Raw genomic sequence first — 25,933 nt, 5'->3', positions numbered from 1 at the left:
AAATAGCAAAAAAATCTAGTTTGCTTACGCTGGTGGATTAGTTTCTATAAACGACGGCCTTTGCATCAATTTTTGATACAGGGCATCTAAATTGGGGTACTGCGCCTGCCAGGCAACATTTGGGAAGCGGAATAATAGATATCCCAATGCGCATCCCACCGCAATATCAGCCAAAGTCATCTGATTGCCGTGACACCAAGCGTTTTCGCCTAATTTAGAGGACATTTGGGCAAGAACCGCATCAATTTTGCCCATTTGGCGCTCTATCCAAGCTGGACTTTGTTGCTCTGAGGGGCGCAAGGTTACTTCTAGGCGGGCCAAAATGCCGGCATCTTCAATACCGTCAGCCAACGTTTCCCAGGTTTTCACTGTGGCTCGCTCACGACTTCCTGCGGGGATGAGTTTGCCTACAGGGCTAAGCGTATCGGCATATTCCGCGATGACACGAGAGTCGTAAATTGCCTCACCGTCATCCAAAAGCAGGCAGGGAACCTTGCCCAATGGATTGTTATGGGTAATTTTGGTGTCTGCAGCCCAGACATTTTCAAGTTCTAGGTCAACATCAACCTTTTTCTCTAAAAAAACGATGCGTACCTTGCGCACGTAGGGGCTGGTGAGGGATCCGATGAGTTTCATGGAGCTAAGTATAGCCATGCTGGCCTAAAAAGGTTTGCCCCTCAAGAACGATTAAAATTAGCTTTTATTGACATATTCCATGTAAAGGCAATATCTGTGAGTCAGCCGCTTTCTACCCTTAATGCACTTTCCCCTTTGGATGGCCGTTATGCCGGAAAACTGGACGCTCTGAGACCTTGGCTATCCGAAGCCGCTTTTATGCGTCAGCGGGTGTTTGTGGAGATTCATTGGCTTTTGGCTTTGGCATCGGCCGGCCTGCCTGATGTTCCAAAAATTAGCGCAGCAGATGAAGCTTTTTTATTAGCCTTGCCTGAAAATTTCTCTGATGCGGATGCCCAACGCATTAAAGATATTGAGGCTGTTACCAATCACGACGTTAAGGCAGTTGAGTATTTCTTAAAAGAAAAAGTTTCTGGCCGTCCTGATTTGCTAAAGGCGAGTGAGTTCATTCACTTTGCCTGTACTTCGGAAGATATTAATAACACTTCCCATGGCTTGATGTTGCGTGGGGCGCGCGATGAGGTGTTATTGCCGCAACTCAGAAAAGTACTCTCCGTGTTAACAGACTTGGCAATTGAAAACGCCAAAGTGCCTTTGTTATCCCGCACTCATGGCCAGCCTGCATCCCCTAGTACTTTGGGCAAAGAGTTGGCTAATATCGCTAAGCGTTTAGAGCGTGCGATTGCTACGATTGCAGCCGTTCCCTTGTTGGGAAAAATGAATGGCGCAGTCGGAAACTACAATGCGCACTTGTCTGCTTATCCCAATTTTGATTGGGAAAATTTTTCCAAGAATGTTGTAGAGAAGCGTTTGGGATTAACCTTCAATCCTTACACCATTCAGATTGAGCCGCACGATGGTATGGCTGAATTGTTTGATGCGATCGCTCGTGCCAACACCATCTTGTTGGATATGGATCGTGACTTCTGGGCGTATATCTCTATTGGTTACTTTAAGCAACGCACCAAAGCAGGTGAGATTGGTTCGTCCACCATGCCGCATAAGGTCAATCCAATCGACTTTGAAAACTCTGAAGGTAATCTGGGTGTAGCAAATGCATTGTTGCGCCACCTGGCTGAGAAGTTGCCTATCTCGCGCTGGCAGCGTGACCTGACTGACTCTACTGTCTTGCGTAACCTTGGCCCAGCCTTTGGTCATAGCGTATTGGCGTACGATAGTGCCTTGCGTGGCCTAGGCAAGCTGGAGGTCAATCATGCCGCGATTGCTGCCGATTTGGATGAATGCTGGGAAGTATTGGCTGAGCCAGTGCAAACCGTCATGCGTCGCTACGGTATCGAGAATCCATACGAGCAACTCAAGGAACTCACCCGCGGAAAAGGGATTAACAAAGAAGATTTGCAAACCTTTATTCGTGGCTTGAAGATTCCAGATGATGCAAAAGTATTGCTGCTTGAAATGACGCCTTCTTCATATTTAGGTAAGGCGGTCGAATTGACCGAACGTCTGAAAAAGTGAGTTTGACTCCAAACCTTGGGAGTGCACCGCAAGATTTTCCTTACGGTGCCCGCCCTAAGTTCTGGTTTGCTGTTTATCAATTGCTTTGGCATCTGCTATTGCCTCTAGCATTTATTCGCCTTGCTTGGCGGGCGCGCCATTCGATTCAATACCTCCAACATTTCCCTGAGCGCTTGGGCTTTGCTTATAGAAAGCCCATTTCATTAGGTGCGATTTGGATTCATGCGGTATCGGTAGGTGAGACTCGTGCGGCTCAACCTTTGATTGAGGCCTATCTTGGGCGTGGTGAAACCATCTTGCTAACGCATATGACACTCAATGGCCGTCGCACAGGCGCTGCTTTATTTGCAAAGGCAATAGCATCTGGTCAGCTTCAGCAGGTCTACCTCCCATACGATGTGTGTTGGTCAGTCGCCAACTTCATTCGCACTTTTAAGCCTAAGCTGGGCTTGTTTATGGAAACCGAGGCATGGCCTACTGTGGTGTTTTACTGTGCGGAAATTGGCTTGCCATTATTTTTAGTGAATGCACGTTTATCTGAGCGTAGTGCGCGTCGCGTAAATCGCTTTGGTGAAGGGGGTCGAGCTTTGTTTCAGGCCTTTGCGGGAATCTTGGCTCAAACGGAATTGGATGCTCAGCGTTATCGAAGTCTGGGTGTGAAGCGGGTAGAGGTGGTGGGAAATCTGAAATTTGATGCCCCCCTGGATCCGGTCTTAATTCAGCAAGGTAAATCATGGAAACAAGAGCTTCACGCCAATCGTCGCCTGATGGTCTGCGCTGCCAGCACTCGCGATGGCGAGGAAGAAATTATTCTGAAGGCCTGGAAGGATTTATTGCTGAGTAATGCCTTTGAGATTGCGCCATTACTTTGTTTGGTGCCGCGTCATCCGGAGCGTTTCTCTGAAGTCGCAGGCTACATCCATAATGCCGGCCTCAAGTTCAGGCGGCGCACCGAATGGAATGGGGTTCCTCAAGGCGGTGTAGATCTCGAGGTCATTCTCGGTGACTCTATGGGTGAAATGCCGATGTATTACAGTGCCGCGGATTTGGTGGTGATGGGCGGCAGTTTATTGCCGTTTGGCGGTCAGAATTTGATTGAGGCCTGTGCAGCCGGATGCCCGGTCTTATTAGGCGAACATACCTATAATTTTCAGCAGGCTGCTCTGGATGCACTAGGGGTTGGTGCAGCAAAGCGCATTCATGGCGAACTCTTACTTGGTGAGCCAATTGCCCTAACGGAAGCTTTGAAGGATTTATTGGCTAATTCTGCTGAATTAGCGAGGATGGCTGCTGCTGCGAAAGTCTATGCCACTGAGCACCAAGGCGCGACTCAGAAAATATTGGCCGCCCTTGAGCATCAGAATTTCACGCTAAATTGATGATTCAGTTAACCGCGTAGTTCACTATGCGGTTAACTGAGGTGTGAAGCTTAGACCTGCGCTCCAAAGTTTGGGTCGTCATTGCGTGCCGCATCATCCGGCTTGCGCTCACCCTTTACTAAATCTTCGCGTGTAACACCAAGCCACATGGCCAAGGCTGCGGCCACGAATACGGAAGAGTAGATACCAAACAAAATACCAATCGTTAGCGCTAAGGCAAAGTAGAAGAGAGTAGGGCCGCCGAAAACAAGCATAGCCAAGACCATCATCTCAGTACTGCCGTGAGTAATCACGGTACGACTAATAGTGCTGGTAATTGCATTGTCAATAATTTCGCGGGTATTCATCTTGCGGTATTTGCGGAAGTTTTCGCGAATACGGTCAAAGATCACCACAGACTCATTGACGGAGTAGCCCAGCACAGCAAGTACTGCAGCAAGCACTGAGAGCGAGAACTCCCATTGGAAAAATGCGAAGAAACCAAGAATGATCACCACGTCATGTAAGTTCGCAATGATGCCGGCAAGAGCGAACTTCCATTCGAAGCGGAATGAGAGATACACCACAATGCCGATGATCACAAACACTAGCGCCTTCAATCCATCTAAAGCAAGTTCTTGACCGACTTGGGGGCCAACGAACTCAACGCGCTGAAGTTTGACTCCAGAGGTTTTTGGATCCAAGGCTTCCATTACTGCGGCACTTTGATCTGCTGAAGAAATCATCTTTCCTTCCGTATCTTTCTGAAGCGGTAGACGAATCATCACATCACGTGAGCTGCCAAAGTTTTGAATTTGGGTGTCAACGTAACCGAGTTTCTCTACATTGGTGCGAATGGAATCTAATGGAGCAGTCTGCGGATAAGTAACCTCCATGACGGTGCCACCAGTAAATTCGATCGATAGATGTAGGCCGTTATGCCACAGGAAGAAGACCGCGGCAAGGAAAGTGACTAGAGAAACCGCATTGAGCGCCAAAGCGTGGCGCATAAAGGGAATATCTTTTTTTATTCGGAAAAATTCCATGGCTTATTTCTCCTGTGGACGCCAAACTTGGCCAATAGCGAGCTTCTGAACTTTCTTGCCTCTGCCGTACCAGAGATTCACCAGGCCGCGTGAGAAGAAGACGGCTGAGAACATCGATGTGAGAATGCCGAGGCAATGTACTACCGCAAAGCCCTTAATAGGGCCTGAGCCGAATGCAAGCAATGCAAGACCGGCGATTAAGGTGGTGACGTTCGAATCCAAAATAGTTGCCCAGGCTTTATCAAAGCCCACCGCAATCGCGGTTTGTGGTGAAGCGCCATTGCGCAACTCTTCGCGAATACGTTCATTGATCAGCACGTTTGAGTCAATCGCCATACCCAATGCCAGTGCCATCGCCGCGATACCCGGTAAGGTCAGCGTTGCCTGCAACATGGACAGAACGGAAATCAACAGCAGTAAGTTCACTGCTAGAGCGACAACTGAGAAAGTGCCAAACAGAAGGTAGTAGCACATCATGAATACAGCAATCGCCGCAAAACCAATAATGAGGGACTTAAAGCCCTTTTCAATATTTTCCGCACCAAGACTTGGTCCGATAGTGCGCTCTTCAATAATTTCCATTGGCGCCGCTAAAGAGCCTGCACGAAGCAAGAGGGCTAAGTCGTTAGCGCTCTCAGTAGTGGGTTGGCCGGTAATCTGAAACTTGGAGCCGAACTCACCTTGAATGGTGGCAATCGTAAGAACTTCGCCCTTACCTTTTTCAAATAAGATCATGCCCATTGGCTTGCCAATGTTTTCACGGGTGACCTCTTGCATGACGCGTCCGCCAGCAGCATCCAAAGAGATGTTGACCGCGGGGCGTTGGTTTTGATCAAAGCCAGCACTTGCATCGGTAATACGATCACCGCTGAAAATGACCGACTTTTTAAATACACCTTGGCGAGTTTCACCAAAACGGAATACATCCATACCTGGAGGAGGTGTTTCGCCAATCGCAATGGTTGAAACGACTGGGTCAGCCAATCTTGACTCCAGTGTTGCGGTGCGACCAATAATGTCTTTTGCGCGAGCGGTATCTTGTACGCCTGGCAATTGAACAACGATACGTTCAGCACCTTGCTGCTGAATAACTGGTTCTTTTACAGCCAATTCGTTCACACGCTTATTCAGTGTGATGATGTTTTGTTTAACGGCATTATCTTGAATCTCTTTCAACGCCACTGGCTTAAATTCGCCAACGAGTTTTGGGGAGAGACCGGTAGGTTTGATCTGCCAAACCAATTCAGGCTGACCACTTGTCAGTACTGAACGTGCTTTTTCCGCCTCCTCAGTACTGCCAAAGGTAATGGTGATGGTATCTTGGCCACGCTCAATGCCTTGATGACGCACAGACTTATCGCGCAATTGGCTACGAATATCCGCTGCTAAAGAAGTAACCTTCTTCTGCACGGCGCCTTTCATATCCACTTGCAGCAGGAAGTAGACGCCACCACGTAAGTCAAGACCGAGTGGCATTGGTAATGCGTTGATTGCGTTCAGCCATCCGGGTGTATTGGATAGGAGGTTCAACGCAACCGTGAAATTAGGATCGTTTTGATCGATATTCAGTTTTTGCTGCAAGAGATCGCGAGCACGCAGTTGAATGTCGGTATTGGTAAAGCGAATTTTGATTGAGCCTACATTACCTGCGGACTCAAAGAAGATGCCGGTATTGCTAATGTTGTCTTCAGTCAGAATCTTTTCAACTCGAGACTGTGTCGCCAAATCAACTTTGGTAGTTGGTTTGGCGGACGAGACTTGAACCGCTGGAGCCTCACCGTAGAAATTGGGTAGTGAATATAGTCCGCCGATTAATAAAGCAAATAGGATGACTATGTATTTCCAGAGAGGGTAGCGGTTCATATTGAGATACTTTTAAGCAGACGTATTAAGCAGACTTCAGTGAGCCTTTTGGCAATACTGTTGTGATGGCGCCTTTTTGCATTTGCACTTCAGTGCCAGCAGAAATTTCAACGGTCACTACTTGATCTTTCAATGCAGTTACTTTGCCAATGATGCCGCCAACAGTCACTACTTCGTCGCCTACTGCCAAAGACTCAAGCATTGCTTTGGTTTCTTTTTGACGCTTCATTTGAGGGCGAATCATGATGAAGTACAGCACTGCAAACATCAGAATCAGGGGAAGGAAGCTCATCAAGCCACCAGAATCTGCACCCGCGGCTGGAGCCTGGGCAAAAGCGTTACTAATCCACATACAAAACCTCCATTAATTACCAATTGGAAACTGCTTCAGTTTTAGGCTTTTAAAGCGAAGCCGTAAACCCGCAATTCTAAACTGTATGGGGCTTTGAGGGCTGATTTACTGCCCTAGGGTCATTAATCCTGTCCGGGCTCTACACCGCGCTGACGGTTCCGATGAAATTCCTCGCGATAGGCGCTAAAACGGTCTTTTGCTAGGGATTCCCGGACTTCTTCCATGAGTTGGAGGTAGTAGGAGAGGTTGTGGATGGTATTGAGCTGGGATCCTAGGATTTCATTCGCCTTTTGGAGGTGATTTAAGTAGGATCTGGTGAAGTTTTGGCAGGTGTAGCAGGCGCATGTAGGATCCAGCGGACGATCGTCGTCCTTGTAGCCGGAATTGCGTAATTTTAGGTCTCCAAAACGGGTGAAGAGCCAGCCATTACGAGCATTTCGAGTGGGCATCACACAATCAAACATGTCGATTCCTAGGCTGACACCCAACATCAAGTCTTCTGGTGTGCCAACCCCCATCAAGTAATGGGGCATATGTTCAGGGAGTTTTGGGGCTGTGAAATTGAGAATGCGCTCAAATTCGGGCTTAGGTTCGCCTACGGATAGGCCGCCGATGGCAATACCATCAAAGCCTTGTTGGCTGACTGCGTCCAAAGAAAATTCGCGCAGATTTTCAAACATCCCGCCTTGAACGATGCCAAAGAGTCCATTACCAGTTTCTAGATCTCGAAAGCGCTTTAAGGAGCGGTCACCCCAACGCAGAGACATTTCCAGGGAGGCGCGCGCGGTTTTCTCGGAAGTGGGTTGCCCCTTTACTTCGTATGGAGTGCATTCATCAAATTGCATGGCGATATCGCTATTGAGTACCGCCTGAATTTCCATCGAAACCTCTGGCGACATAAATAACTTATCTCCATTGATTGGAGAGGCAAAGGTTACCCCTTCCTCGGAGATTTTTCGGAGGGCGCCCAAACTAAATACTTGAAAGCCACCAGAGTCAGTGAGGATGGGTTTATCCCATCCCATAAAACGGTGCAAACCCCCATGCTTTTTAATGACATCCAAACCAGGCCGTAGCCACAAGTGAAAGGTATTGCCTAAAATAATCTGCGCTTTAGCCTCATTTAAATCGCGAGGTGTCATGGCCTTGACCGTGCCGTATGTCCCCACTGGCATAAAGATCGGGGTTTGAACCGTACCGTGCGGAAGGTCGAGTTGACCGAGGCGTGCAGGGCTTGCGGAGTCGCGTGCCAAGATATTGAAGTGAACTGGTTTGGTCATGGGTTTGTATTGTGAAGACGACTTAAGAACATCGCATCACCGTAGCTAAAGAAGCGATATTCATTTTGAATGGCGTGTTGATAGGCCTTGCGGATATTGTCCACACCAGCAAAGGCGCTTACCAACATCAGCAAAGTAGATTTGGGTAGATGAAAGTTCGTTAACAGGCAATCTACCGTTTTAAATGTAAAGCCAGGTGTGATGAATAAATTGGTTTCACCGCTATTCTTCTGGGTCAATGCTTGGCTCTCCAGGGCTCGCAGGCTGGTGGTTCCAACCGCAATGACTCTCCCGCCTTTGCGATGCGTCTCGTCAATAGCCTCGAGAGTTTCAGGAGGAATGGAGAACCATTCGTAATGCATCTTATGTTTAGTCAGGTCTTCTTCACGAACTGGGGTAAAGGTTCCGGCCCCGACGTGAAGTGTGACGGTTGCATAGTGAGCGCCTTGCTCACTGAGTTGACGCAGGATATTCTCATCAAAATGTAGACCAGCAGTCGGTGCGGCAACGGCCCCCGGATTTTTGGCAACTACAGTTTGATAACGAGTAGCGTCATCTTCATCTGGCTTATGCTCAATGTAGGGAGGAAGCGGCAACTCGCCAAAACGTTCCAGCAGAGAGAAGACATTCTCTGGAAAGCGAACTTCATAGAATCTGCCATCGTAGCCAATCATCTCGACTGGGAAGGTTTCACCCGCTTTGTTGAAGACATTAACGATCGTTCCGGTCTTTGGCACTTTGGAGGCTCGGATTTGAACCCAGGCTTGGTTCTCAGCGCTAATGCGCTCAATCAGTAGCTCAACATTGCCGCCGGTCTCTTTTTTGCCGTGTAGGCGAGCGGGAATGACCTTGGTGTCGTTAAAAATCAGTAAGTCCCCTGGATTAATAAGGGAAAGAATGTCGCGAAATTGCCGATCAATGAATTGGGCGTCCTTATCCCCTTGAGCCCTGACCTCTAGGAGGCGGCTATCGGTTCTATTCGCCAGCGGATGCTGGGCAATTAGATTGGGCGGGAGGTCGTAATTGAAGTCGGAAAGTTGCATAGCGTTACCATCAGGTATTGGATTTTAACGATGACAACTAAGCGACCGCCAACTGCACTCGAAAAGATGGGTTTAAACACCCCTATGGCACTTGCTTTGCATCTGCCATCTCGATATGAGGATGAGACCGAGCTTTTCAGCATAGAGGAGGCTTTGGGGCTTGGAAGGTTCCAATCCATTCAAACTCAGGGTGTTGTCATCCGAAATCAGGTCATGTTCCGCCCTAGACGCCAGCTATTGGTCACGATTGAAGACGATACAGCCACGCTCCAGCTCCGCTTCCTCAATTTTTACCCTAGTCAACAAAAGCAAATGGCGGTTGGGGCCCATGTGCGAGTGCGTGGGGAGGTTCGTGACGGATACCAGGGCGCGGAGATGGTTCATCCCACCGTGCGTGCCGTGACTCCAGACGCGCCATTGTCGGCAAGTTTGACCCCGGTATACCCCGCAAGCGCCGGAATCTCCCAGGCTATTATTCGGAAAGCGGTCGTTCAGGCCTTACGCGATGCCAGCCTGAAGGAAAGTTTGGCGGAGTTTTTGCCTGTCAAGCTGATGGCGGAAATTTTGCCGACACAGGATTGGCCTCCGCTCCAACAAGCGATTGCTTATTTACATCAACCTCCTGCGGATGCGAACACTCAAGCATTGCTAGAGCGCACTCATCCTGCTTGGCGTCGGGTCCAGTTTGAGGAATTGTTGGCGCAACAAATTTCTTTGAAGCGAGCGCATGCCATTCGTCGAGAAAGACGTGCCCCCAGCTTTCCGCCGTTCATTACGAAAACCAAATCCTCTATCAGTATTGAAGAGGGCTTAATTAAGGCTCTGCCGTTTCAGTTAACGGGTGCGCAAGCGCGGGTATGGTCAGAGATCGGTCGGGATTTATCCAATGCCTTTCCGATGAATCGTTTATTGCAGGGTGATGTCGGTAGTGGAAAGACGGTGATTGCCGCTTTGGCTGCGGCACGTGCAATTGATCATGGTTATCAGGCGGCCATCATGGCTCCGACAGAGATCTTGGCGGAGCAACACTACCTCAAGATGAAGGAGTGGTTTGAGCCCTTAGGTATCAAGATTGCCTGGCTTTCTGGAAGTTTGAAAGCAAAAGAAAAAAGACTTGCTCAAGAAATCATCGAGAGCGGTGGTGCTCAACTCATCATTGGTACGCATGCCTTGATTCAGGATAAGGTCAGTTTTTTTAAGTTGGGTTTAGCGGTCATTGATGAGCAACATCGCTTTGGCGTGAGACAGCGCCTAGAGATTCAGCAGCGGGTTGGTTCCGAATTGTTTTACTGCCACCAGTTGATGATGTCAGCCACACCCATTCCGCGTACATTGGCGATGACCTACTATGCTGATTTGGATGTCTCGGTGATTGATGAGCTTCCTCCGGGCCGCAAACCAATTGCCACAAAAGTAGTGAAGGCGGCACGCAGAGATGAAGTCATTAGCGGTTTACATGATTGGTTATCTAAGGGGCTGCAAGCTTATTGGGTTTGTCCCTTAATTGAAGAATCTGAAGTATTGCAATTGCAGACGGCAGTGGAGAATTTTGAGCAGCTCACTCAAGCCTTGCCAGCATTTAAAGTTGGCTTAGTGCATGGGCGCCTCAAGAGTGATGAGAAGGCTGCGGTCATGGCGGCATTCAAGGCAAATGAGATTCAGCTGCTAGTAGCGACGACAGTCATTGAGGTTGGTGTTGATGTTCCTAATGCGGCATTGATGGTCATTGAACATGCAGAACGTTTTGGTTATGCCCAAATTCATCAGTTACGTGGCCGTGTCGGGCGCGGATCAGCTGATTCGGTTTGCATCTTAATGTATGCAGAGCCTTTGTCTATGGCAGCCAAAGAGAGATTGCAAACCCTGCGAGAAACCGCTGATGGATTTGTGATTGCGGAGCGAGATTTATCCTTGCGCGGACCGGGCGAGTTGTTGGGTGCAAAACAATCGGGCGATGCTATGCTTCGTTTTGTTGATCTTCAGCGTGATGCCTGGTTAATAGAATTGGCGCAAATAGCCGCAGAGCGTTTGCTTGCAGAGCACGCTGATTTAGTAGAGAGGCATTTGGAGCGCTGGCTGGGATCTCGCACTGAATTTTTAAAAGCCTGATAATTGCTGATAACTCTTGTGAAAATTATCTAATGCGCGATCGTTTCATTGCTTATGCCCATTTAATTCGGCTTGATAAGCCTGTTGGAATCTTGCTTCTCTTGTGGCCCACCTTGTGGACGCTTTGGTTAGCGAGCGGCGGTTTTCCAGAATGGCATCTCTTGCTGATTTTCTCCGTGGGAACATTCTTAATGCGTAGTGCGGGATGCGCCATCAATGACTATGCGGATCGCGATTTTGATCGGCATGTATTGCGTACTAAAGATCGCCCTATTACGAGTGGCAAGATTTCGGGAAAAGAAGCATTACTTGTTGCTGGGGGCTTAGCTCTGCTTGCTTTTTTACTCATACAGCCACTTAATACCTTGACTAAAGAACTTTCAGTATTCGCTTTGGCGGTGGCGATTATTTATCCTTTTACCAAGCGCTTTTTAGCAATTCCACAGGCGGTTTTAGGGGTAGCATTTGGCTTTGGTATTCCGATGGCTTATGCAGCAGTCTTGAATTTCATTCCGCCTGAAGCTTGGATTCTATTTATTGGAAACATCTTCTGGGCGATTGCTTATGACACTGCTTATGCGATGGTCGATCGTGATGATGATCTGCGTTTAGGTTTGCGCACCTCGGCAATTACCTTTGGCCGTTTTGATGTTGTCGCAATTGCCATCAGCTATGGGATCTTGTTTGTTAGTCAGATACTGGTTGCGCAACTTGCCAATCTCAGTAATTATTTTTGGCTTGGTTGGTGCTTGGCTCTTGCTTGTGCCATCTACCATCTCAAATTAGTCGCCACCAGAAAGCGTGATGATTGCTTTAAAGCGTTCCGTCACAATAACTGGTTAGGCGGCTTTCTCTTTTTGGGAATTGTGCTCGGTTTAGCTTTTGCCTAACTCGTCGCCCATGGCTTTGCCACGTTGGCTGGCAGCATCAATCGCCTTTTCAAGGGCGCCATGCCAATCTAGCTGCTTGAGAATATCAAGTGCCGCAGCTGTTGTGCCACCTTTAGAAGTCACGCGTTCCCGCAATACCCCAGCGTGCTCATCTGAATTATGGGCTAGCTGAGTAGCGCCTTCGAGCGTTGCATAAGCAAGCTTACGTGCTGTGGCTGCATCAAGCCCCAGTTTTTCACCACTGGATTGCATAGCCTCTAGGAAAGCAAAGACATAGGCGGGACCGCTGCCAGATACTGCTGTAACGGCATCCATCAATTTTTCTTCGTTCACCCAGACGGCTTGACCTACTGCATTGCAAATGGTTTCAGCGAGAGAGCGGTCAGATGCGTTTACAGCGGCATCCGCAAATAAGCCAGTAATGCCTTTGCCGATGAGGGCGGGAGTATTTGGCATAGCGCGTACACAACGTTCATGATCGAGCCAGCGACTCATATCCTTGAGGCGTATTCCAGCTGCGATACTGAGGATGAGCGGGCCGGGCGCAGTTGCATGCTTAAGCTTTGCGCTTAAGGCTCTCGCTACGATATTGAAATCCTGTGGCTTGATGGCCATCACTACAACATTATTTTTGGAGAAATCAAAAGCGATTTGATCTAAAGCGCCAATGACTTGAACACCGAAATCCTGATGCAACTGCAAGCCAGTACTCGCATTAGCCTCGACTACCGAGAGTTGGTTTGCTTCAAAGCCGTTAGCCAATAATCCGCTGATCAGCGCGCGACCCATATTGCCTCCACCAATGAAGGTGATATGAGCGTTTTGATTTATTTGTTGTGTGTTCATGTTTTTATCTTATTGCGCTTCCCAAAAATGGCGCTTCCTATTCTGACCATTGTGCTGCCTTCTGCAATCGCAGATTCGAGATCGTCTGACATTCCCATGGATAGGGTGTCAAAGAATTCATAGCCAATATCGTTCGAGTGCTTTACCTTGATTCCTAAGAAACACTCTCGAACCGCCGCAAAGGCTGCCCGTTGTTGCGCGATATCGCTACTGGGTTCGGGGATGGCCATTAAGCCTCTGAGGATGATGTTGGGCAGCTTCGCAACTGAATCGCATAACAACTCAGCTTCATTCAGGGATACCCCACTCTTGCTCTCCTCAGCGCTAACGTTGAGTTGTATACATACCTGCAAATCACCAAGATCGGGAAATTCAGCGCGTTGAGTAGAGAGACGCTCCGCGATTTTGAGTCGGTCAATGCTGTGCACCCAATCAAAATGCTCTGCTACTTCTCTGGTCTTATTGCTTTGCAGTGGCCCGATAAAGTGCCATTCCAACCACGGACGTAATTTAGCAAGCTCCTGAATTTTCTCAACACCCTCTTGGACATAGTTCTCTCCAAAGGCAGATTGTCCGGCATGCATGGCCTCTTCGATGGCTCTTGCTGGAAACGTTTTACTCACCGCAAGCAATTGAATATCTTCAGGCTCACGGTTTGCGGCTAATGCCGCTAACTCAAGCCTCTGCCTAACCAACATGAGGTTGGTGGTAATTTGACTCATTATGTAACCGGGTGCGCTATGTGTTTTTTGGCGATTAGTTGATCAACAATCTCAATCCAATGCAGGACTGGGGTGTCGTCTTGTTGAAGATGGGTGATGCAGCCAATATTTCCTGAGACGATTATCTCTGCGCCAGACTCTTCACAAGCGGCTTGTAAATGATTTAGCTTGTTTTTGCGGAGTTGCTCTGAAAGTTCTGGCTGGGTTACTGAATATGTTCCCGCAGAACCACAGCAAAGATGGCTATCGGCGCAAAGACGAACAGCAATGCCGATACCGCTTAAGAGTCCCTCTACTTTTCCACGAACTTGTTGTCCGTGTTGCAAGGTGCATGGTGGGTGATAGACGACGCCCGGCTTTGGGTCTGCCCCAAGCAAATTCACTAGCTCGCTTTGCAGGGTCGGCATGATTTCGGAAATATCTTTAGTGAGATCGGAGATCTTTTTAGCTTTAGCCGCATATTGTGGATCGCTTGCAAATAGATGGCCATAGTCTTTCACCATGACACCGCAGCCAGATGCAGTCATAACAATGGCTTCTACGCCTTGCTGAACCAAGGGCCACCACGCATCGATATTTTGTTTGGCGTTATCCAAGCCGCCAACTTGATCATTCAAGTGATAGCGTAAAGCTCCACAGCAAGTGGCATTTGAGGCGCTGATCAATTGAATCTTGAGCGCATCTAATACACGGGCTGTCGCAGAGTTAATATTGGGCAACATGCCTGGCTGTACACAGCCTTCAAGCAATAGCATTTTGCGTGCGTGGCTTGTGTGTGGTCGCGCATAAGGATCGGTAGAGCTTGCCAACACCTTATTTTTCGTTTCTGGAATCTTGCGTTGAATTCCGCTAGGCATGAGTGGGCGGACAAGTCTACCTAGTGCTATTGCCGAATTAAATAATTTTGGACTGGTCAATCCTTCTTTCAGTGCCCAGCGGGTGAGGCGTTGAGCAAGCGGACGTTCTGGCGTATTTTCTTCGGCCCATTTGCGACCGATATCTACTAGGTTGCCATACTGCACACCACTAGGGCAAGTGCTTTCACAGTTGCGGCAAGTGAGACAGCGGTCTAAGTGCATCCGCGTTTTTTCTGTTGGCGTCTGACCTTCTGCAATTTGCTTAATGAGGTAAATGCGGCCACGTGGACCATCTAATTCATCGCCCAAAATTTGGTAGGTAGGGCAGGTTGCGGTACAGAAGCCGCAGTGAACGCATTTACCAAGAATTCTGGCAGCTTCAATACCTTCAGGCGTGTTGGCGAATTGGGGGGCGAGTTGAGTTTGCATATAAAGACTTATGGAAGGCGGTGCGTAGCAAAAACGCCTGCTGGATCGAAGGAGGCTCTTAGGCGCGCTTGTACTGCCTCCAATGCTATGGAGTGCGCTTGTTCGCTCAGTAAGGTGAAGCGTTGCTTGCCTGGATCAACATTCACCCCTTGTTTAAAGCGGGTGGCATGTCCTCCATTCGCATGAACGGTAGATTTAATCGCCGCAAATGTTGCATCATCACCCGGCGCTTTAAACCAACGTTGTTGACCATGCCACTCTAGGATGAGTTGATCCTTCATGCTTGTGAAGGCAAGCGGACCGCATGCTGCTGGCAAGGCTACTCGATACAGCGTTTCATCGCCTTCAAGGTTTTCAAAGGCGGGTAATTGTTGTTCGCGCAGATGACTCCAGAATTCTTCCGCAACGTTTGGGTCCAATTCTTTTGCGTTGATTAAGGCGCTCATGAGCGGAATTGCCGCTTTTACCGCGGCAGCTGCGCCAGCTAGGCGAATGGTTAATTCACCATCTTGCCCTGATTTGGCTGAGCCAATCCAGCAACTTGCGGATAGCGGTAAAGGCTGTCCCGCCCACTCATTGAGTAGCTGCAATGCGCGTGCTTGAGAAATATTGCACCGTAGCGTAGCAGTAGCGGCAGGCTTCGGAAGCACCTTGACAGAGGCTTCGAGCAAAAGGGATAGGGTGCCCATAGAACCTGGGAGGAGGCGAGATACATCGTAGCCAGCAACGTTTTTCATGACTTTGCCGCCAAAGGATAGGTCTTGGCCCTTGCCATCCATCATGCGAGCGCCCAATACGAAGTCTCTGAGATTGCCAGCACTAATGCGTCCTGGCCCAGCTAGCCCTGCGGCAATCACACCGCCAAAAGTAGCATTCTCACCAAAGTAAGGAGGCTCAAAAGGAAGTATTTGGTTCTTTTCGGCGAGTGCTGCTGCAATATCTTTTAGTGGGGTACCGGCACAAGCGGTAATTACCAATTCTTCTGGTTGATATTCCAGAATGCCAGAATAAGGGCGGGTATCTAATTTGGTAAATGTATTTTGATTTCCATACCAAGATTTAGTGCCGCCACCTTCAATAGAGAGCGGCGTTTTATTTTTAGCGGCAGCAAGAATTTGCTCCCGAAATAAATCAATATTCATATTGGTACTGGGTTGAGGATTTGAATTGGACATTAGAAGCGCTCCAATTCAGGGTGAGGCAAGTTGCCACCGCTAATACGCATACGACCATATTCGGCGCAGCGATTTAATGTAGGAATGGCTTTATCTGGGTTGAGTAGTTTTTCTGGATCAAACGCAGCTTTAACGCCCCAGAAGGATTCGCGCTCACCTTCACCAAATTGAACGCACATGGAATTAATTTTCTCGATACCAACGCCATGTTCACCAGTAATGGTGCCATCTAGCTCAACACAGGCTTCCAGAATTTCAGTGCCAAATTCTTCTGCGCGATGCCATTCTTCTTGGTCTGCACCATTAAACAAAATCAGTGGGTGCATATTGCCGTCCCCTGCATGAAATACATTTAAGCAGGCAAGACCATATTTCTTTTCCATGCCCTGAATACGCTTAAGTAGGGTGGCAATATTACGGCGGGGGATGGTGCCGTCCATGCAGTAGTAGTCAGGAGCCAGGCGCCCGGCGGCTGGGAAGGCGTTTTTGCGCCCGCTCCAGAATTTCAAGCGCTCAGCTTCATCTTGAGAGATCTGAATTCCGCTTGCGCCCGCTTTTTCTAATACGCGAGTCATACGTTCAATTTCTTCAGCAACTTCTTCGGGTGTGCCATCGGACTCGCAAAGCAAAATTGCCTCAGCATCAAGGTCATAGCCAGCATGCACAAATTCTTCCACTGCGCGGGTGGTTGCCTTATCCATCATCTCCAGGCCAGCAGGAATGATGCCTGCCGCGATGATGGCTGCGACCGCATTACCACCTTTTTCAATGTCATCAAAACTGGCCATGATGACGCGAGCCAATTTTGGCTTAGCTACTAACTTAACAGTCACTTCAGTAACAACTGTGAGCATTCCTTCGCTGCCGATCATGACCGCCAGTAAATCCAATCCTGGTGAGTCGGGCGCAAGACTGCCAAACTCAACAATTTCGCCATTCATCAAAATGCCGCGTACACGTAAAACGTTATGCAGAGTCAAGCCATACTTTAAGCAATGCACACCGCCTGAGTTTTCATTCACATTGCCGCCGATAGAGCATGCAATTTGAGATGAGGGATCTGGAGCGTAATACAAGCCAAGATGGGCAACCGCTTCTGAGATGGCTAAATTACGCACCCCTGGCTGCACTACCGCGGTGCGGGTAAAAGGATCGATGCTGATGATCTTTTTGAGTTTTGCTAGGGATAGAACTAGTCCTTGGGCGATGGGCATAGCGCCTCCGGATAGGCCGGTGCCGGATCCGCGTGGGACCACGGGGATTTCCATGGCAAAACAAATCTTCAGAATTTGAGCTGCTTGCTCTTCCGTTTCCGGCAAGGCTACCGCCAAGGGCATGCGACGATAGGCGGCCAAGCCATCGCATTCGTAGGGAATCGTGTCTTCCGGCTCCCATAGCAGGGCATGCTCTGGGAGGATCGGACGCAAAGCCGACACTAATTTAGATTGAAGGGCGGTAATAGCCGCAAGGTCTGGGGGTGGGGTCACCATATTCATAGGAATCATTTTAGCCATTTACCTATAATTAGTTTCATGGGAAATCGACTTTCAAAAATAGCCACCAGAACTGGCGACGCGGGCATGACCGGACTTGGTGATGGAAGTCGGGTAGAGAAGGATCATCTACGTATTTGCGCCATGGGCGATGTGGATGAATTGAACTCTGAAATCGGGGTTTTGATGACCGAAGCAATTCCCGAAAGCATCGCAGATGAGTTAAAAGCATTGTTTTTGCAGGTGCAGCATGATTTGTTTGATTTGGGAGGGGAGCTTTGCATCCCAAATTACACCCTGCTCAAGCCCGAGCATGTTGCCCAGTTAGATGTCTGGCTTGAAAAATATAACGCCACACTCCCACCATTAACGGAATTTATTCTTCCCGGCGGCACCCGAGCGGCTGCTCAGGCGCATGTGTGCCGTACAGTGTGTCGACGTGCCGAACGATCGATTGTGCGTCTAGGCTGGGAAGAGCCTTTGTATGACGCTCCACGTCAATACGTTAATCGTTTATCAGATCTGCTTTTTGTGTTGTCACGTGTTCTCAATCGCGCAGCTGGTGGTCAAGATGTTTTGTGGAAGCACGAAAAAAAAGAGACTAAATAAAAATAGTCTCTTTTGATGAATAAAACCGCGTAGTTTTATTTCTTCGATTTTCTGCGATTCTTTACTGCTAACGCAAGGCGTTGCAATACATTCACCGAATCTTCCCAGTTGATGCAAGCATCAGTAATACTCTTGCCGTACTCTAGCTTGCTAGGATCATCTTTCCCTGGAGAGAATTTTTGTGCGCCATCATTGAGGTGACTTTCAATCATCACGCCAAAAATTTGGTGTGAACCAGATTCAATTTGTTCGGCAATATTTTCCGCAACTACAATTTGACGCTCATGTTTTTTGCTAGAGTTCGCATGCGAAAGATCTACCATCAAGCTGGCTGGAAGCTTGGCTGCTTCTAGCTCTGCACAAGCTGCTTGAATATACTGAGCCTCGTAGTTTGGCTCTTTGCCGCCGCGCAAAATCACGTGACAGTCTTTATTGCCCTTGGTCTCAACGATAGAGACTTGACCATTCTTATGAACAGATAAGAAGTGATGTGGGCGACTAGCCGCTTGAATTGCATCGGTTGCAATTTTGATATTGCCGTCAGTGCCATTCTTAAATCCGATAGGAGCAGATAAGCCTGAAGCAAGTTCGCGATGAACCTGGCTTTCAGTTGTGCGTGCTCCAATAGCGCCCCAAGAAATCAGGTCGGCAATGTATTGCGGAGAAATGACATCCAAGAATTCGCTACCCGCTGGCATGCCGAGGCGATTAATTTCCATTAATACTTGACGAGCGATGCGCAGACCTTCTTCAATGCGATAGCTCTCATCTAAGTACGGATCGTTGATGAGACCTTTCCAGCCGACCGTAGTGCGTGGCTTTTCAAAATACACCCGCATCACGATTTCTAATTCACCAGCAAAGCGATCACGCTCAGCAAGCAAACGTTGGCAGTACTCTAAAGCTGCGCGTGGATCATGAATAGAGCATGGTCCAATGATGACCAATAGTCGATCATCCTTGCCGTGAATAATGTCGCGAATCTTTTTGCGGGTTTTGCTGATCAATGCCTCTGTTGGTGTCCCAGAGATTGGGAAGAAGCGAATCAAATGCTCTGGCGGTGGCAGAACAGTGATGTTGTGAATGCGTTGATCGTCTGTATCCGACGTTTTATCAACGGCGGCATACCAATTGGCGGGATTAGTGTTTTGTTGGCTCATACGGTTATTTTAAGCCGTATTAAGCCGTTCCCCCGACAGTTAGGCTGTCAATGCGTAAAGTGGGCTGCCCAACTCCTACGGGAACGCTTTGACCTTCTTTGCCGCAAACCCCAACTCCACCATCTAATTTCAGGTCATTTCCGATCATAGACACCTGTTTTAGGGATTCTGGACCGCTGCCGATAATAGTGGCGCCTTTGACCGGATATTGGATTTTTCCGTTTTCCACCCAATACGCTTCGGAGGCTGAAAAAACGAATTTTCCGCTGGTAATGTCGACTTGACCGCCACCAAAATTCACCGCATAGAGGCCGCGTTTAATACTGGCGACTATCTCTTGAGGATCATCTTTACCTGCCAGCATGTAAGTGTTAGTCATGCGAGGCATAGGTAGGGAAGCGAAACTCTCGCGACGACCATTGCCGGTGAGAGGCATATTCATGAGGCGCGCATTCAGGCTGTCTTGGATATAGCCTTTCAAAATGCCGTCCTCAATCAGGGTGGTGCATTGGGTGGGCGTGCCTTCGTCATCAATGTTCAATGAGCCACGGCGGCCAGAGAGCGTTCCATCATCAACCACTGTGACACCTTTGGCGGCCACGCGTTGACCGATGCAACCAGCAAAGGCAGATGAGCCTTTGCGATTAAAGTCGCCCTCAAGGCCGTGACCTACTGCCTCGTGCAACAATACTCCAGGCCATCCAGGACCCATGACTACGGTCATTGGTCCTGCAGGTGCGGGGCGAGAGTCTAGATTCACTAGAGCGCTATCCACCGCCTCATCGACATATTGATTAATCAGATCTGTGCTGAAATAGTTGTAGTCGTGACGTGCTCCACCGCCAGATGATCCAGATTCGCGACGACCATGTTGTTCTGCGATGACATGAACGGATACTCGCACCAAGGGGCGCACATCAGCAGCCAGCAAACCATCCGCACGAACCACTAAGACAACATCAAATTCTCCCGCAAGGCTGGCCATCACCTGAATGATGCGTGGATCGCGGGCTTTAGCTCGGCGCTCAATGCCTTCAAGCAGAGCAATTTTTTCTTGAGGCGCAAGAGAGTCCAGGGGGTTTAGGTCTGAGTAAAGCCCATTAGAGATGGGGGTGAATATTTTTCCAGCTACCGCTTGTTTGCCGCCTTGGGGTCCAATCACTCGAGTAGACTTGGCCGCCTTGTTTAAGGCTTCTAAGTTGATTTCATCAGAGTAGGCGAAGGCAGTTTTATCCCCATAAATCGCACGCACACCCACGCCTTGGTCAATATTGAAGCTCCCAGATTTAACGATACCCTCTTCAAGGCTCCAGCTCTCGCTACGAGTGTGCTGAAAGTAAAGATCGGCATCATCGAGTTGATGGGCAAACATCTGGCCAAAGGTTTGATGTAAGTCCTGCTCAGAGAGTCCGGTGGGCTCAAGCAAGATTGATTTGGCGAGCTTGAGAAGGTCGGCTTGCTTTTTTGGTTTAGTCCAATCGCTTGGGAATAATGCTTCTGGTGCTCTCATCTTGATTCAGCTGAACTTTCTGTATTAAAGCCTGCGGTGTTTTAGTGCGGGTAACTTAGAGCGTACCTCTTTTAATTTATCTTTGCTCAGAGCGCCAGTAATGAACCCTTCGCCCTCTGGGAGATTTGCCAATACCGCTCCCCAAGGATCGATCAACATGCTATTGCCCCAAGTGCGTCGTTGATTAAGGTGGGCTCCGCCTTGTGCCGAAGAGAGTACGTAGCATTGGTTTTCAATTGCACGGGCGCGCAACAAAATCTCCCAGTGATCTTTCCCGGTGGTGTAGGTGAAGGCTGCTGGAATGATGTGGCAGTCAACCGAGCCTAATCCCCTATATAACTCTGGAAAGCGTAAGTCATAGCAAATGCTTAAACCAAAACGCCAGTCAGTCTGATTGATATGAAGCGTTAGTTCTCCTGGCACTGAGCCAGCGGCAATTGTTTCGGATTCTTCATATCGTTCATTCGCGGTCTGAAAGCCAAACAAATGGATCTTGTCGTATCGGGCAATCTGCTGCCCCTGTGGATCGAAGACTAGCGTGGTATTTAGAACTTTGTTTGATTCTGCAGCCTCAAGGGGAATGGTGCCTGCGACAAGATGGATATTATTTTCTGTTGCGAAAGCGGCTAGACGCTCTTGAATCGGCCCGGCTCCAGGGGCTTCACGAGCACGAACTTTGTCAGTATCTTTAAGTCCCATCAAACAAAAATATTCCGGTAGCACCGCAACTTCTGCTCCAGCAGTGGCGGCTCCTTTGATCAAACGTGCGGCAGTATCCAGATTCTCTTTGATATCTGGGGTGGATACCATTTGTATTGATGCGACTTTTAATTCAGGAGACATGATCCTATCCTGGCAGTTGATTCGATGTGGGGTTGATTGACGGATTGTTGGAGGGTGCCGCCGGCTTACTCGGCTTATCCTGCTCTTTCAAAAGATTTTTCGTCCGAATCGTATCTAAAGTTTTTGCATCGAGGGGTTGGCCTTTTTGATCAAGGGGTATGACTTCGGGGTTGCTCCAAGAGCCCTGCACCAAGTAGTCGGTTTGCATGGTGCGGTTAATTTGATTGGTGATCAGATATTGCCCAAGTACCGCCCCTAATCCAATAATCGGGTTGATTGCAAACGCCGCTAGCGATCCAGCCGTTGCATCAATCGTGGGGAAAATAGTGATGCGAAGATCCTGGGTTTCTACTGGAAGATTAATTTGGCCCGTCATTGCCACCCGTGCTTGATCTAGGATCATCGTAAATTGTTTCGCTTGCGCGACTCCCTGCGCAATTTCAAAATTACCCGTGATGGAATTAAAAGGGGTTCCTTTAGTCGCGAGGTTGCCTAAGCTACCTTGCAGATCAAGTGTTGCAAATCTAAAGAGACTTTGCAGACTCAGAACATCTAGTAATTTAGCGCCAACGGTATTGACTTCCAACAATCGCCCTTTGGCCAAATCAAGTGTGACTGTGCCAGCCAGCGAATCATTGATTGGCGAAAATATGGATCCTGACCAATTTAATTTCGCGTCTAGCTTTCCTTCCCCGCCTTCGACAGATTTAGGGTTGCTCCACCGAGAAATGATATGACCAGCATCTTTGATATTCATATCAACCGTGACTGAACTTTGTTCCACTGTGTTGGAGGTTTTGCCTAGCCATTGACCCGTGATGTTTGAGTTGCCTTGCGGATTAATAATTTGAATAGATTCAACCTTTAATTGATTCGAAGCGGTTTTTGATTTGATTTTGACGGTCCCTAACTGGGCCTTTGACCAGGTCAAATCATCGATGACTAAATCTAAACTTGGAATTGCATTGGGGGTGATTGCAGTTTTAGGTGGATTTGTTTTCTGAGTGGGTTTTTGGTTTGGTGAGGCGCTCGCTTTAGATGGCGTCTCGCCGGCAATCATTTGATCTGGAATCTTGAGACGAGAAAGTCGACCGCTGACAAGCCCGCTAGGTTGATCATGACTCCCTGGGTACCACTGCACTTGGCCTGCAATTTGAGGGGCATTCACACGAATTTGCCAAGCTTGATTTTTCTCATAAGCGTTTAAGACAACATCATTCCATTCTCGCTCAAGCGCAATGAGTTTTTTAACTTGGGCGGAAATTTGGACATTGTTCTCAGGTGAGCTACCTTTTTTTGTGTCCGCAATCTTGCTAGAATTTTTTCCTAAATCTAAAAACTCTAGCCACTTATCTAGATCAAATTCATTATTTGCGATATGAAGAGCAACTCCTTGTGGTGGCATAGTTGCTGGGGCACCTATCCCTATAGCGTTGCGCGATTCATTATCCGTGCCCAGGCTGCCTTGTACAAAATATTCATCCCCAAATTTTCCTGACCAATCAGCGCGCGTTGCATTGGATTTGCTTGCTGTGTATGTGCGAACAGTGAGCTGTCCCAGTAAAGGAGTGCCTGCTAGTTTCTTTGCGGGTGCCGGCGCTGCACTAGACCAATTGCGTAAGTCAAATTTCAGATTGGTCTGACTTCCTGACTTATTAAAGTTGATCAAACCTTCGTATTTAGCTGAGCCGCTCATGGCGGAAAGCAGGGCTGGATGCGTCTGGGATTTTGTATTTTCCGTTATGTAATCTTTGATAAAGCTGGCGTTCATGTCGCCGCTAATGTTGAAGCTTGAATTGTCTGTAGCTGCCGCAGCACTTGAGATTTTTAAAGCGCCGCCTAAAAAATTGGCAGTCACATCTTCAAATTCTGGATTGGTTTCAGTGATGCGGATCTTACCCTTGAGATTTTCCAAGGGCGGGATATCTCCCCATTGAACTTTATTGCCTGGTAGGGAGAGTTTCGCATCAATCTTGTTGTCATCGTTTCCAGAGAGCGCTAGCTTTAATCCCAAGTCAAGATTAATTGGACCTGTGAGGGAGAGGTTTTTTCTTAGACTGGGTTGCTGGATTCCTACTGGGGATGCAATCAAGTACTCCAGAACCTCTGCGCCTTCGCCAGCAACTAAACCATTAACGAGGAGGGTAAGGTGTTTGGCGCTAACACTCGGAATTTGTGACTGCACGTTGGTGAGAGCTACTTTTTTATAGCTCGCCTTATCAATATCAATATTTAACTTGTCCAGCTTCATGTCAATATTGCCGCTGACATTATTAAATGTGGACCATACGCCTTGTGAGGCGGGTAACAAAGGCGCTGGTTTAAATGTGGCCTTTGAAATTGGCAAGTGCAGTGTGAGTTCGCCAACCTTCCCTGTAGGGAAGGGAATTTGATCTGGATCACCCTTAATGTGTAGGGTGCCATTTTGAACGTCCCCCGACTCAAATGCTTTGCTGAGGTATTGCCTTGTTTCTTTATTGATATTCGCTGGTAGGTAGCGGTAGGCAGTGGCCAGTTTCGCTTTAGAAAACTCCATATCCAGAGTCATTTGATCTGGTTGTTTTGGCCCGCCAATGAGATAGCTGAGATCAAAGCTGGTAGTAATTTCTGGATTGCTTAATTGCAGTTGTTTGGCGTTGATCAGCCACCCACCTTTTTGTTTTGACCAGCTGATTTCACCTTTAGCGCGATCTAGTTGAATGTGAGAGGCGGATAGAAAATCGCTCAGCTCCAATTCAAGGTTGCCTGAATCGATCGTAAAGTTTCCTTGCTTTTGATTACTTGTGAGATTGCCTGATAGATGGGCAACCGATGGTATGGATTTATTGACACCCGTAAAGCTAACATCATTGAGTTTTGCGCTGATGGCAAAGTCTAGTTTATTGGTGGCAAACCAATTTCCTGGAATGGGTAAGACGGATAAAGCAGAGTTGCTTTCTGACCAATTGATTTCAAAATTTTGGAGCTCGCCATCGGCCTCAGAAGTTTTGATCCAATGCTGAATTTTTTTAGGCAGGGGCAAATTCAGTGCAAATAAGGCAATATCCTCAAGCTGAATTTTTGGGGAGGCAAAGCCAAACTCTTTAATTTCTCCACCATCTTCTGGTGGGCGCCACCGAAAGGTCATAGGGCTTAAGTTTTCAAGCGGTGCAGAGCTTGGGCTATCGATATTGCGCCATGCCAAAGTCTTGGTCGTAATGGAATTTAATCCGCCATCTCTTTCTTGAATGAGATTGGTTTCCAATCTGCCGAATTCAATCGGATCTTCTTCCTTGTTCAGTTGGACCTTGAGGCGATCGACAGCCAAATATATTTGCCCCCCATCCGCTTTTCCGCCATCTAGCTTGAGGCTACCTTTCGAGCTGAGGTTTCCGCCCAATTCATACAAGGGCAAGGAGATATCTTGAGCAATTTGTGAGAGCTTGACTGTGGATGCATCCCAGGCGATGGTTCCGATCCAATCTCGCCAATTGCCCGCTTGTCCACCAAGGTGGTGAACAAAATTAGCTTGAATCGAAATGGGGTTTGGGCTCCAGGATGTAGTAGCGGTTAATTCGCCTTGATGTCTTCGCACCCCATTAGTGAAGTGGAAGTTCTCAATTTCAATTGAGGTTTTGAGCTTTCTACTCTTTTGATCTTCCCAAAATATGGTGGCGTTATTGATCTGGATTTCATTTTGATCCAGCAACCAGTTCTCAGTGGCGAAGTCATTGGTTTTGCTGTGAACTGGAATTCCTGCGATAGAGATCATTCCTTTGGTATCGCGCTCAGCATGTAGTTGTACGTTATTCAACGTAATTTCATGGAAATAAGGTGCCAAGTGATAGAAGGATAACCAGCTTAGTTGACCATCAATGTGTTCAATCATCAGGGGTGAAGAAGGGCTTCCAGATTTGTTAAATCTCAAACCATTGATAACAAAACTTGGGCGAATGCCTGTCCAAGAAACTTGGAGATCATCTATGGCGACATCTGTCCCTAGGCGAGCAGCAATGAGGCGCTCTAGTGTGGGTTTTGATTTTTCAAGCTGGGGCCATAAAACAAAGCGGACTCCTAGGTGACCTAAGACAAAAAACGCGATGGTCACGCCGGCCAGAATGAGGGCGCGCTTACGCCAACGACCGCCAGAGCCTGGAGGACGTTTTTGAAGCGCACTCTGCAAGCGAGTCCGGATGATGTTTCGAAGCATGGGCTCTATTATCCGTCAGCCATTGGGCGATCTCCAAGCTTCCGCTA

At 48.2% G+C, this 25,933-nt stretch carries 20 protein-coding genes; 5 read left to right on the top strand and 15 right to left on the bottom strand.

Annotated elements, in window-relative coordinates; translation table 11 throughout:
- Nucleotides 1–24: 24 nt before the first annotated feature.
- Nucleotides 25–636 (bottom strand): glutathione S-transferase N-terminal domain-containing protein, encoded by a 612-nt coding sequence (locus FD960_RS09040; protein ID WP_215298812.1) that lies wholly within the window; start codon nt 634–636, stop codon nt 25–27.
- Between the two features lie 96 nt (nt 637–732).
- Between FD960_RS09040 and purB the strand changes: the two genes are divergently transcribed.
- Together purB and FD960_RS09030 are read left to right on the top strand one after the other, a co-directional pair.
- Nucleotides 733–2,112 (top strand): adenylosuccinate lyase, encoded by a 1,380-nt coding sequence (gene purB, locus FD960_RS09035; RefSeq protein WP_371817428.1) that lies wholly within the window; start codon nt 733–735, stop codon nt 2,110–2,112.
- On the top strand, nt 2,109–3,491 hold the full coding sequence (locus FD960_RS09030; protein ID WP_251369783.1) for a 3-deoxy-D-manno-octulosonic acid transferase: 1,383 nt from the start codon (nt 2,109–2,111) through the stop codon (nt 3,489–3,491). Before purB ends, FD960_RS09030 begins: the two co-directional genes overlap by 4 nt.
- Nucleotides 3,492–3,541: 50 nt before the next feature.
- Here FD960_RS09030 and secF read toward each other — a convergent pair whose 3' ends face one another.
- The 5 genes from secF to queA all read right to left on the bottom strand — a co-directional run bounded on the left by secF (nt 3,542) and on the right by queA (nt 9,054).
- The gene (gene secF, locus FD960_RS09025; protein WP_215298811.1) at nt 3,542–4,516 is read right to left on the bottom strand and encodes a protein translocase subunit SecF; all 975 of its coding nucleotides are present in this window, start codon (nt 4,514–4,516) and stop codon (nt 3,542–3,544) included.
- Between the two features lie 3 nt (nt 4,517–4,519).
- A complete protein-coding gene (gene secD, locus FD960_RS09020; RefSeq protein ID WP_215298810.1) occupies nt 4,520–6,379 on the bottom strand; it encodes a protein translocase subunit SecD in 1,860 nt (619 codons plus the stop codon).
- A 25-nt stretch (nt 6,380–6,404) separates the two neighbouring features.
- Nucleotides 6,405–6,731, bottom strand: coding sequence for a preprotein translocase subunit YajC (yajC, locus tag FD960_RS09015; RefSeq protein ID WP_015421927.1), 327 nt, complete (start codon nt 6,729–6,731; stop codon nt 6,405–6,407).
- Nucleotides 6,732–6,853: 122 nt separating this feature from the next.
- On the bottom strand, nt 6,854–8,011 hold the full coding sequence (gene tgt / locus FD960_RS09010) for a tRNA guanosine(34) transglycosylase Tgt (protein WP_215298809.1): 1,158 nt from the start codon (nt 8,009–8,011) through the stop codon (nt 6,854–6,856).
- Nucleotides 8,008–9,054, bottom strand: coding sequence for a tRNA preQ1(34) S-adenosylmethionine ribosyltransferase-isomerase QueA (gene queA, locus FD960_RS09005; protein ID WP_215298808.1), 1,047 nt, complete (start codon nt 9,052–9,054; stop codon nt 8,008–8,010). Before queA ends, tgt begins: the two co-directional genes overlap by 4 nt.
- A 30-nt stretch (nt 9,055–9,084) precedes the next feature.
- Here queA and recG point away from each other — a divergent pair, with 30 nt between their 5' ends.
- Both recG and ubiA read left to right on the top strand, forming a co-directional pair.
- Nucleotides 9,085–11,163 carry an ATP-dependent DNA helicase RecG gene (gene recG, locus FD960_RS09000; RefSeq protein WP_215298807.1) on the top strand — a complete coding sequence of 693 codons (2,079 nt, stop codon included), beginning with the start codon at nt 9,085–9,087 and terminating at the stop codon, nt 11,161–11,163.
- A 32-nt stretch (nt 11,164–11,195) separates the two neighbouring features.
- Entirely contained in the window at nt 11,196–12,053 is an 858-nt protein-coding gene (gene ubiA, locus FD960_RS08995) for a 4-hydroxybenzoate octaprenyltransferase (protein ID WP_215298806.1), read from the top strand.
- Here the strand turns inward: ubiA and proC are convergent.
- From proC to FD960_RS08970, 5 genes are read right to left on the bottom strand one after another with little or no spacing between them, the layout of a single operon-like run.
- Nucleotides 12,039–12,899: a pyrroline-5-carboxylate reductase gene (gene proC / locus FD960_RS08990; protein WP_215298805.1), complete on the bottom strand. Its 861-nt coding sequence runs from the start codon at nt 12,897–12,899 to the stop codon at nt 12,039–12,041. The genes ubiA and proC overlap by 15 nt on opposite strands.
- Nucleotides 12,896–13,621, bottom strand: a complete 726-nt coding sequence (locus FD960_RS08985) for a YggS family pyridoxal phosphate-dependent enzyme (RefSeq protein WP_215298803.1) — start codon at nt 13,619–13,621, stop codon at nt 12,896–12,898. The genes proC and FD960_RS08985 overlap by 4 nt, the downstream gene beginning before the upstream one ends.
- Entirely contained in the window at nt 13,621–14,907 is a 1,287-nt protein-coding gene (glcF, locus tag FD960_RS08980; RefSeq protein WP_215298802.1) for a glycolate oxidase subunit GlcF, read from the bottom strand. Before glcF ends, FD960_RS08985 begins: the two co-directional genes overlap by 1 nt.
- 8 nt (nt 14,908–14,915) lie before the next feature.
- Nucleotides 14,916–16,082: a glycolate oxidase subunit GlcE gene (gene glcE, locus FD960_RS08975; RefSeq protein ID WP_215298801.1), complete on the bottom strand. Its 1,167-nt coding sequence runs from the start codon at nt 16,080–16,082 to the stop codon at nt 14,916–14,918.
- Nucleotides 16,082–17,587, bottom strand: coding sequence for an FAD-linked oxidase C-terminal domain-containing protein (locus FD960_RS08970; protein ID WP_371817453.1), 1,506 nt, complete (start codon nt 17,585–17,587; stop codon nt 16,082–16,084). The genes glcE and FD960_RS08970 overlap by 1 nt, the downstream gene beginning before the upstream one ends.
- A gap of 27 nt (nt 17,588–17,614) precedes the next feature.
- Here FD960_RS08970 and FD960_RS08965 point away from each other — a divergent pair, with 27 nt between their 5' ends.
- Nucleotides 17,615–18,184, top strand: coding sequence for a cob(I)yrinic acid a,c-diamide adenosyltransferase (locus tag FD960_RS08965; RefSeq protein WP_215298799.1), 570 nt, complete (start codon nt 17,615–17,617; stop codon nt 18,182–18,184).
- A gap of 35 nt (nt 18,185–18,219) precedes the next feature.
- On the opposite strand, the gene FD960_RS08960 is transcribed toward FD960_RS08965, so the two are convergent.
- The 4 genes from FD960_RS08960 to FD960_RS08945 are packed head-to-tail and all read right to left on the bottom strand — an operon-like array spanning nt 18,220 to nt 25,886.
- Nucleotides 18,220–19,344, bottom strand: a complete 1,125-nt coding sequence (locus FD960_RS08960; RefSeq protein WP_215298797.1) for a 3-deoxy-7-phosphoheptulonate synthase — start codon at nt 19,342–19,344, stop codon at nt 18,220–18,222.
- Nucleotides 19,345–19,363: 19 nt separating this feature from the next.
- Nucleotides 19,364–20,854 carry a metalloprotease TldD gene (gene tldD, locus FD960_RS08955; RefSeq protein WP_251369782.1) on the bottom strand — a complete coding sequence of 497 codons (1,491 nt, stop codon included), beginning with the start codon at nt 20,852–20,854 and terminating at the stop codon, nt 19,364–19,366.
- A gap of 24 nt (nt 20,855–20,878) precedes the next feature.
- A complete protein-coding gene (locus FD960_RS08950; RefSeq protein ID WP_215298796.1) occupies nt 20,879–21,697 on the bottom strand; it encodes a carbon-nitrogen hydrolase family protein in 819 nt (272 codons plus the stop codon).
- A gap of 4 nt (nt 21,698–21,701) precedes the next feature.
- Entirely contained in the window at nt 21,702–25,886 is a 4,185-nt protein-coding gene (locus tag FD960_RS08945; protein WP_251369781.1) for a YhdP family protein, read from the bottom strand.
- Between the last annotated feature and the right edge of the window lie 47 nt (nt 25,887–25,933).

The organism is Polynucleobacter sp. AP-Nino-20-G2, from assembly GCF_018688235.1.
GTDB lineage: Bacteria > Pseudomonadota > Gammaproteobacteria > Burkholderiales > Burkholderiaceae > Polynucleobacter.
This window is presented reverse-complemented; position numbering and strand designations above follow the sequence as displayed.

Bases quoted from the DNA above. Each gene is read 5' to 3' on its own strand.
- secD (WP_215298810.1), bottom strand. From the start codon at position 6,379: ATGAACCGCTACCCTCTCTGGAAATACATAGTCATCCTATTTGCTTTA.
- yajC (WP_015421927.1), bottom strand. From the start codon at position 6,731: ATGTGGATTAGTAACGCTTTTGCCCAGGCTCCAGCCGCGGGTGCAGAT.
- queA (WP_215298808.1), bottom strand. From the start codon at position 9,054: ATGCAACTTTCCGACTTCAATTACGACCTCCCGCCCAATCTAATTGCC.
- FD960_RS09040 (WP_215298812.1), bottom strand. From the start codon at position 636: ATGAAACTCATCGGATCCCTCACCAGCCCCTACGTGCGCAAGGTACGC.
- secF (WP_215298811.1), bottom strand. From the start codon at position 4,516: ATGGAATTTTTCCGAATAAAAAAAGATATTCCCTTTATGCGCCACGCT.
- FD960_RS08970 (WP_371817453.1), bottom strand. From the start codon at position 17,587: ATGATTCCTATGAATATGGTGACCCCACCCCCAGACCTTGCGGCTATT.
- glcE (WP_215298801.1), bottom strand. From the start codon at position 16,082: ATGTCCAATTCAAATCCTCAACCCAGTACCAATATGAATATTGATTTA.
- tldD (WP_251369782.1), bottom strand. From the start codon at position 20,854: ATGAGAGCACCAGAAGCATTATTCCCAAGCGATTGGACTAAACCAAAA.
- FD960_RS08950 (WP_215298796.1), bottom strand. From the start codon at position 21,697: ATGTCTCCTGAATTAAAAGTCGCATCAATACAAATGGTATCCACCCCA.
- FD960_RS08960 (WP_215298797.1), bottom strand. From the start codon at position 19,344: ATGAGCCAACAAAACACTAATCCCGCCAATTGGTATGCCGCCGTTGAT.
- FD960_RS08985 (WP_215298803.1), bottom strand. From the start codon at position 13,621: ATGAGTCAAATTACCACCAACCTCATGTTGGTTAGGCAGAGGCTTGAG.
- FD960_RS08965 (WP_215298799.1), top strand. From the start codon at position 17,615: ATGGGAAATCGACTTTCAAAAATAGCCACCAGAACTGGCGACGCGGGC.
- glcF (WP_215298802.1), bottom strand. From the start codon at position 14,907: ATGCAAACTCAACTCGCCCCCCAATTCGCCAACACGCCTGAAGGTATT.
- recG (WP_215298807.1), top strand. From the start codon at position 9,085: ATGACAACTAAGCGACCGCCAACTGCACTCGAAAAGATGGGTTTAAAC.
- proC (WP_215298805.1), bottom strand. From the start codon at position 12,899: ATGAACACACAACAAATAAATCAAAACGCTCATATCACCTTCATTGGT.
- FD960_RS08945 (WP_251369781.1), bottom strand. From the start codon at position 25,886: ATGCTTCGAAACATCATCCGGACTCGCTTGCAGAGTGCGCTTCAAAAA.
- tgt (WP_215298809.1), bottom strand. From the start codon at position 8,011: ATGACCAAACCAGTTCACTTCAATATCTTGGCACGCGACTCCGCAAGC.
- ubiA (WP_215298806.1), top strand. From the start codon at position 11,196: ATGCGCGATCGTTTCATTGCTTATGCCCATTTAATTCGGCTTGATAAG.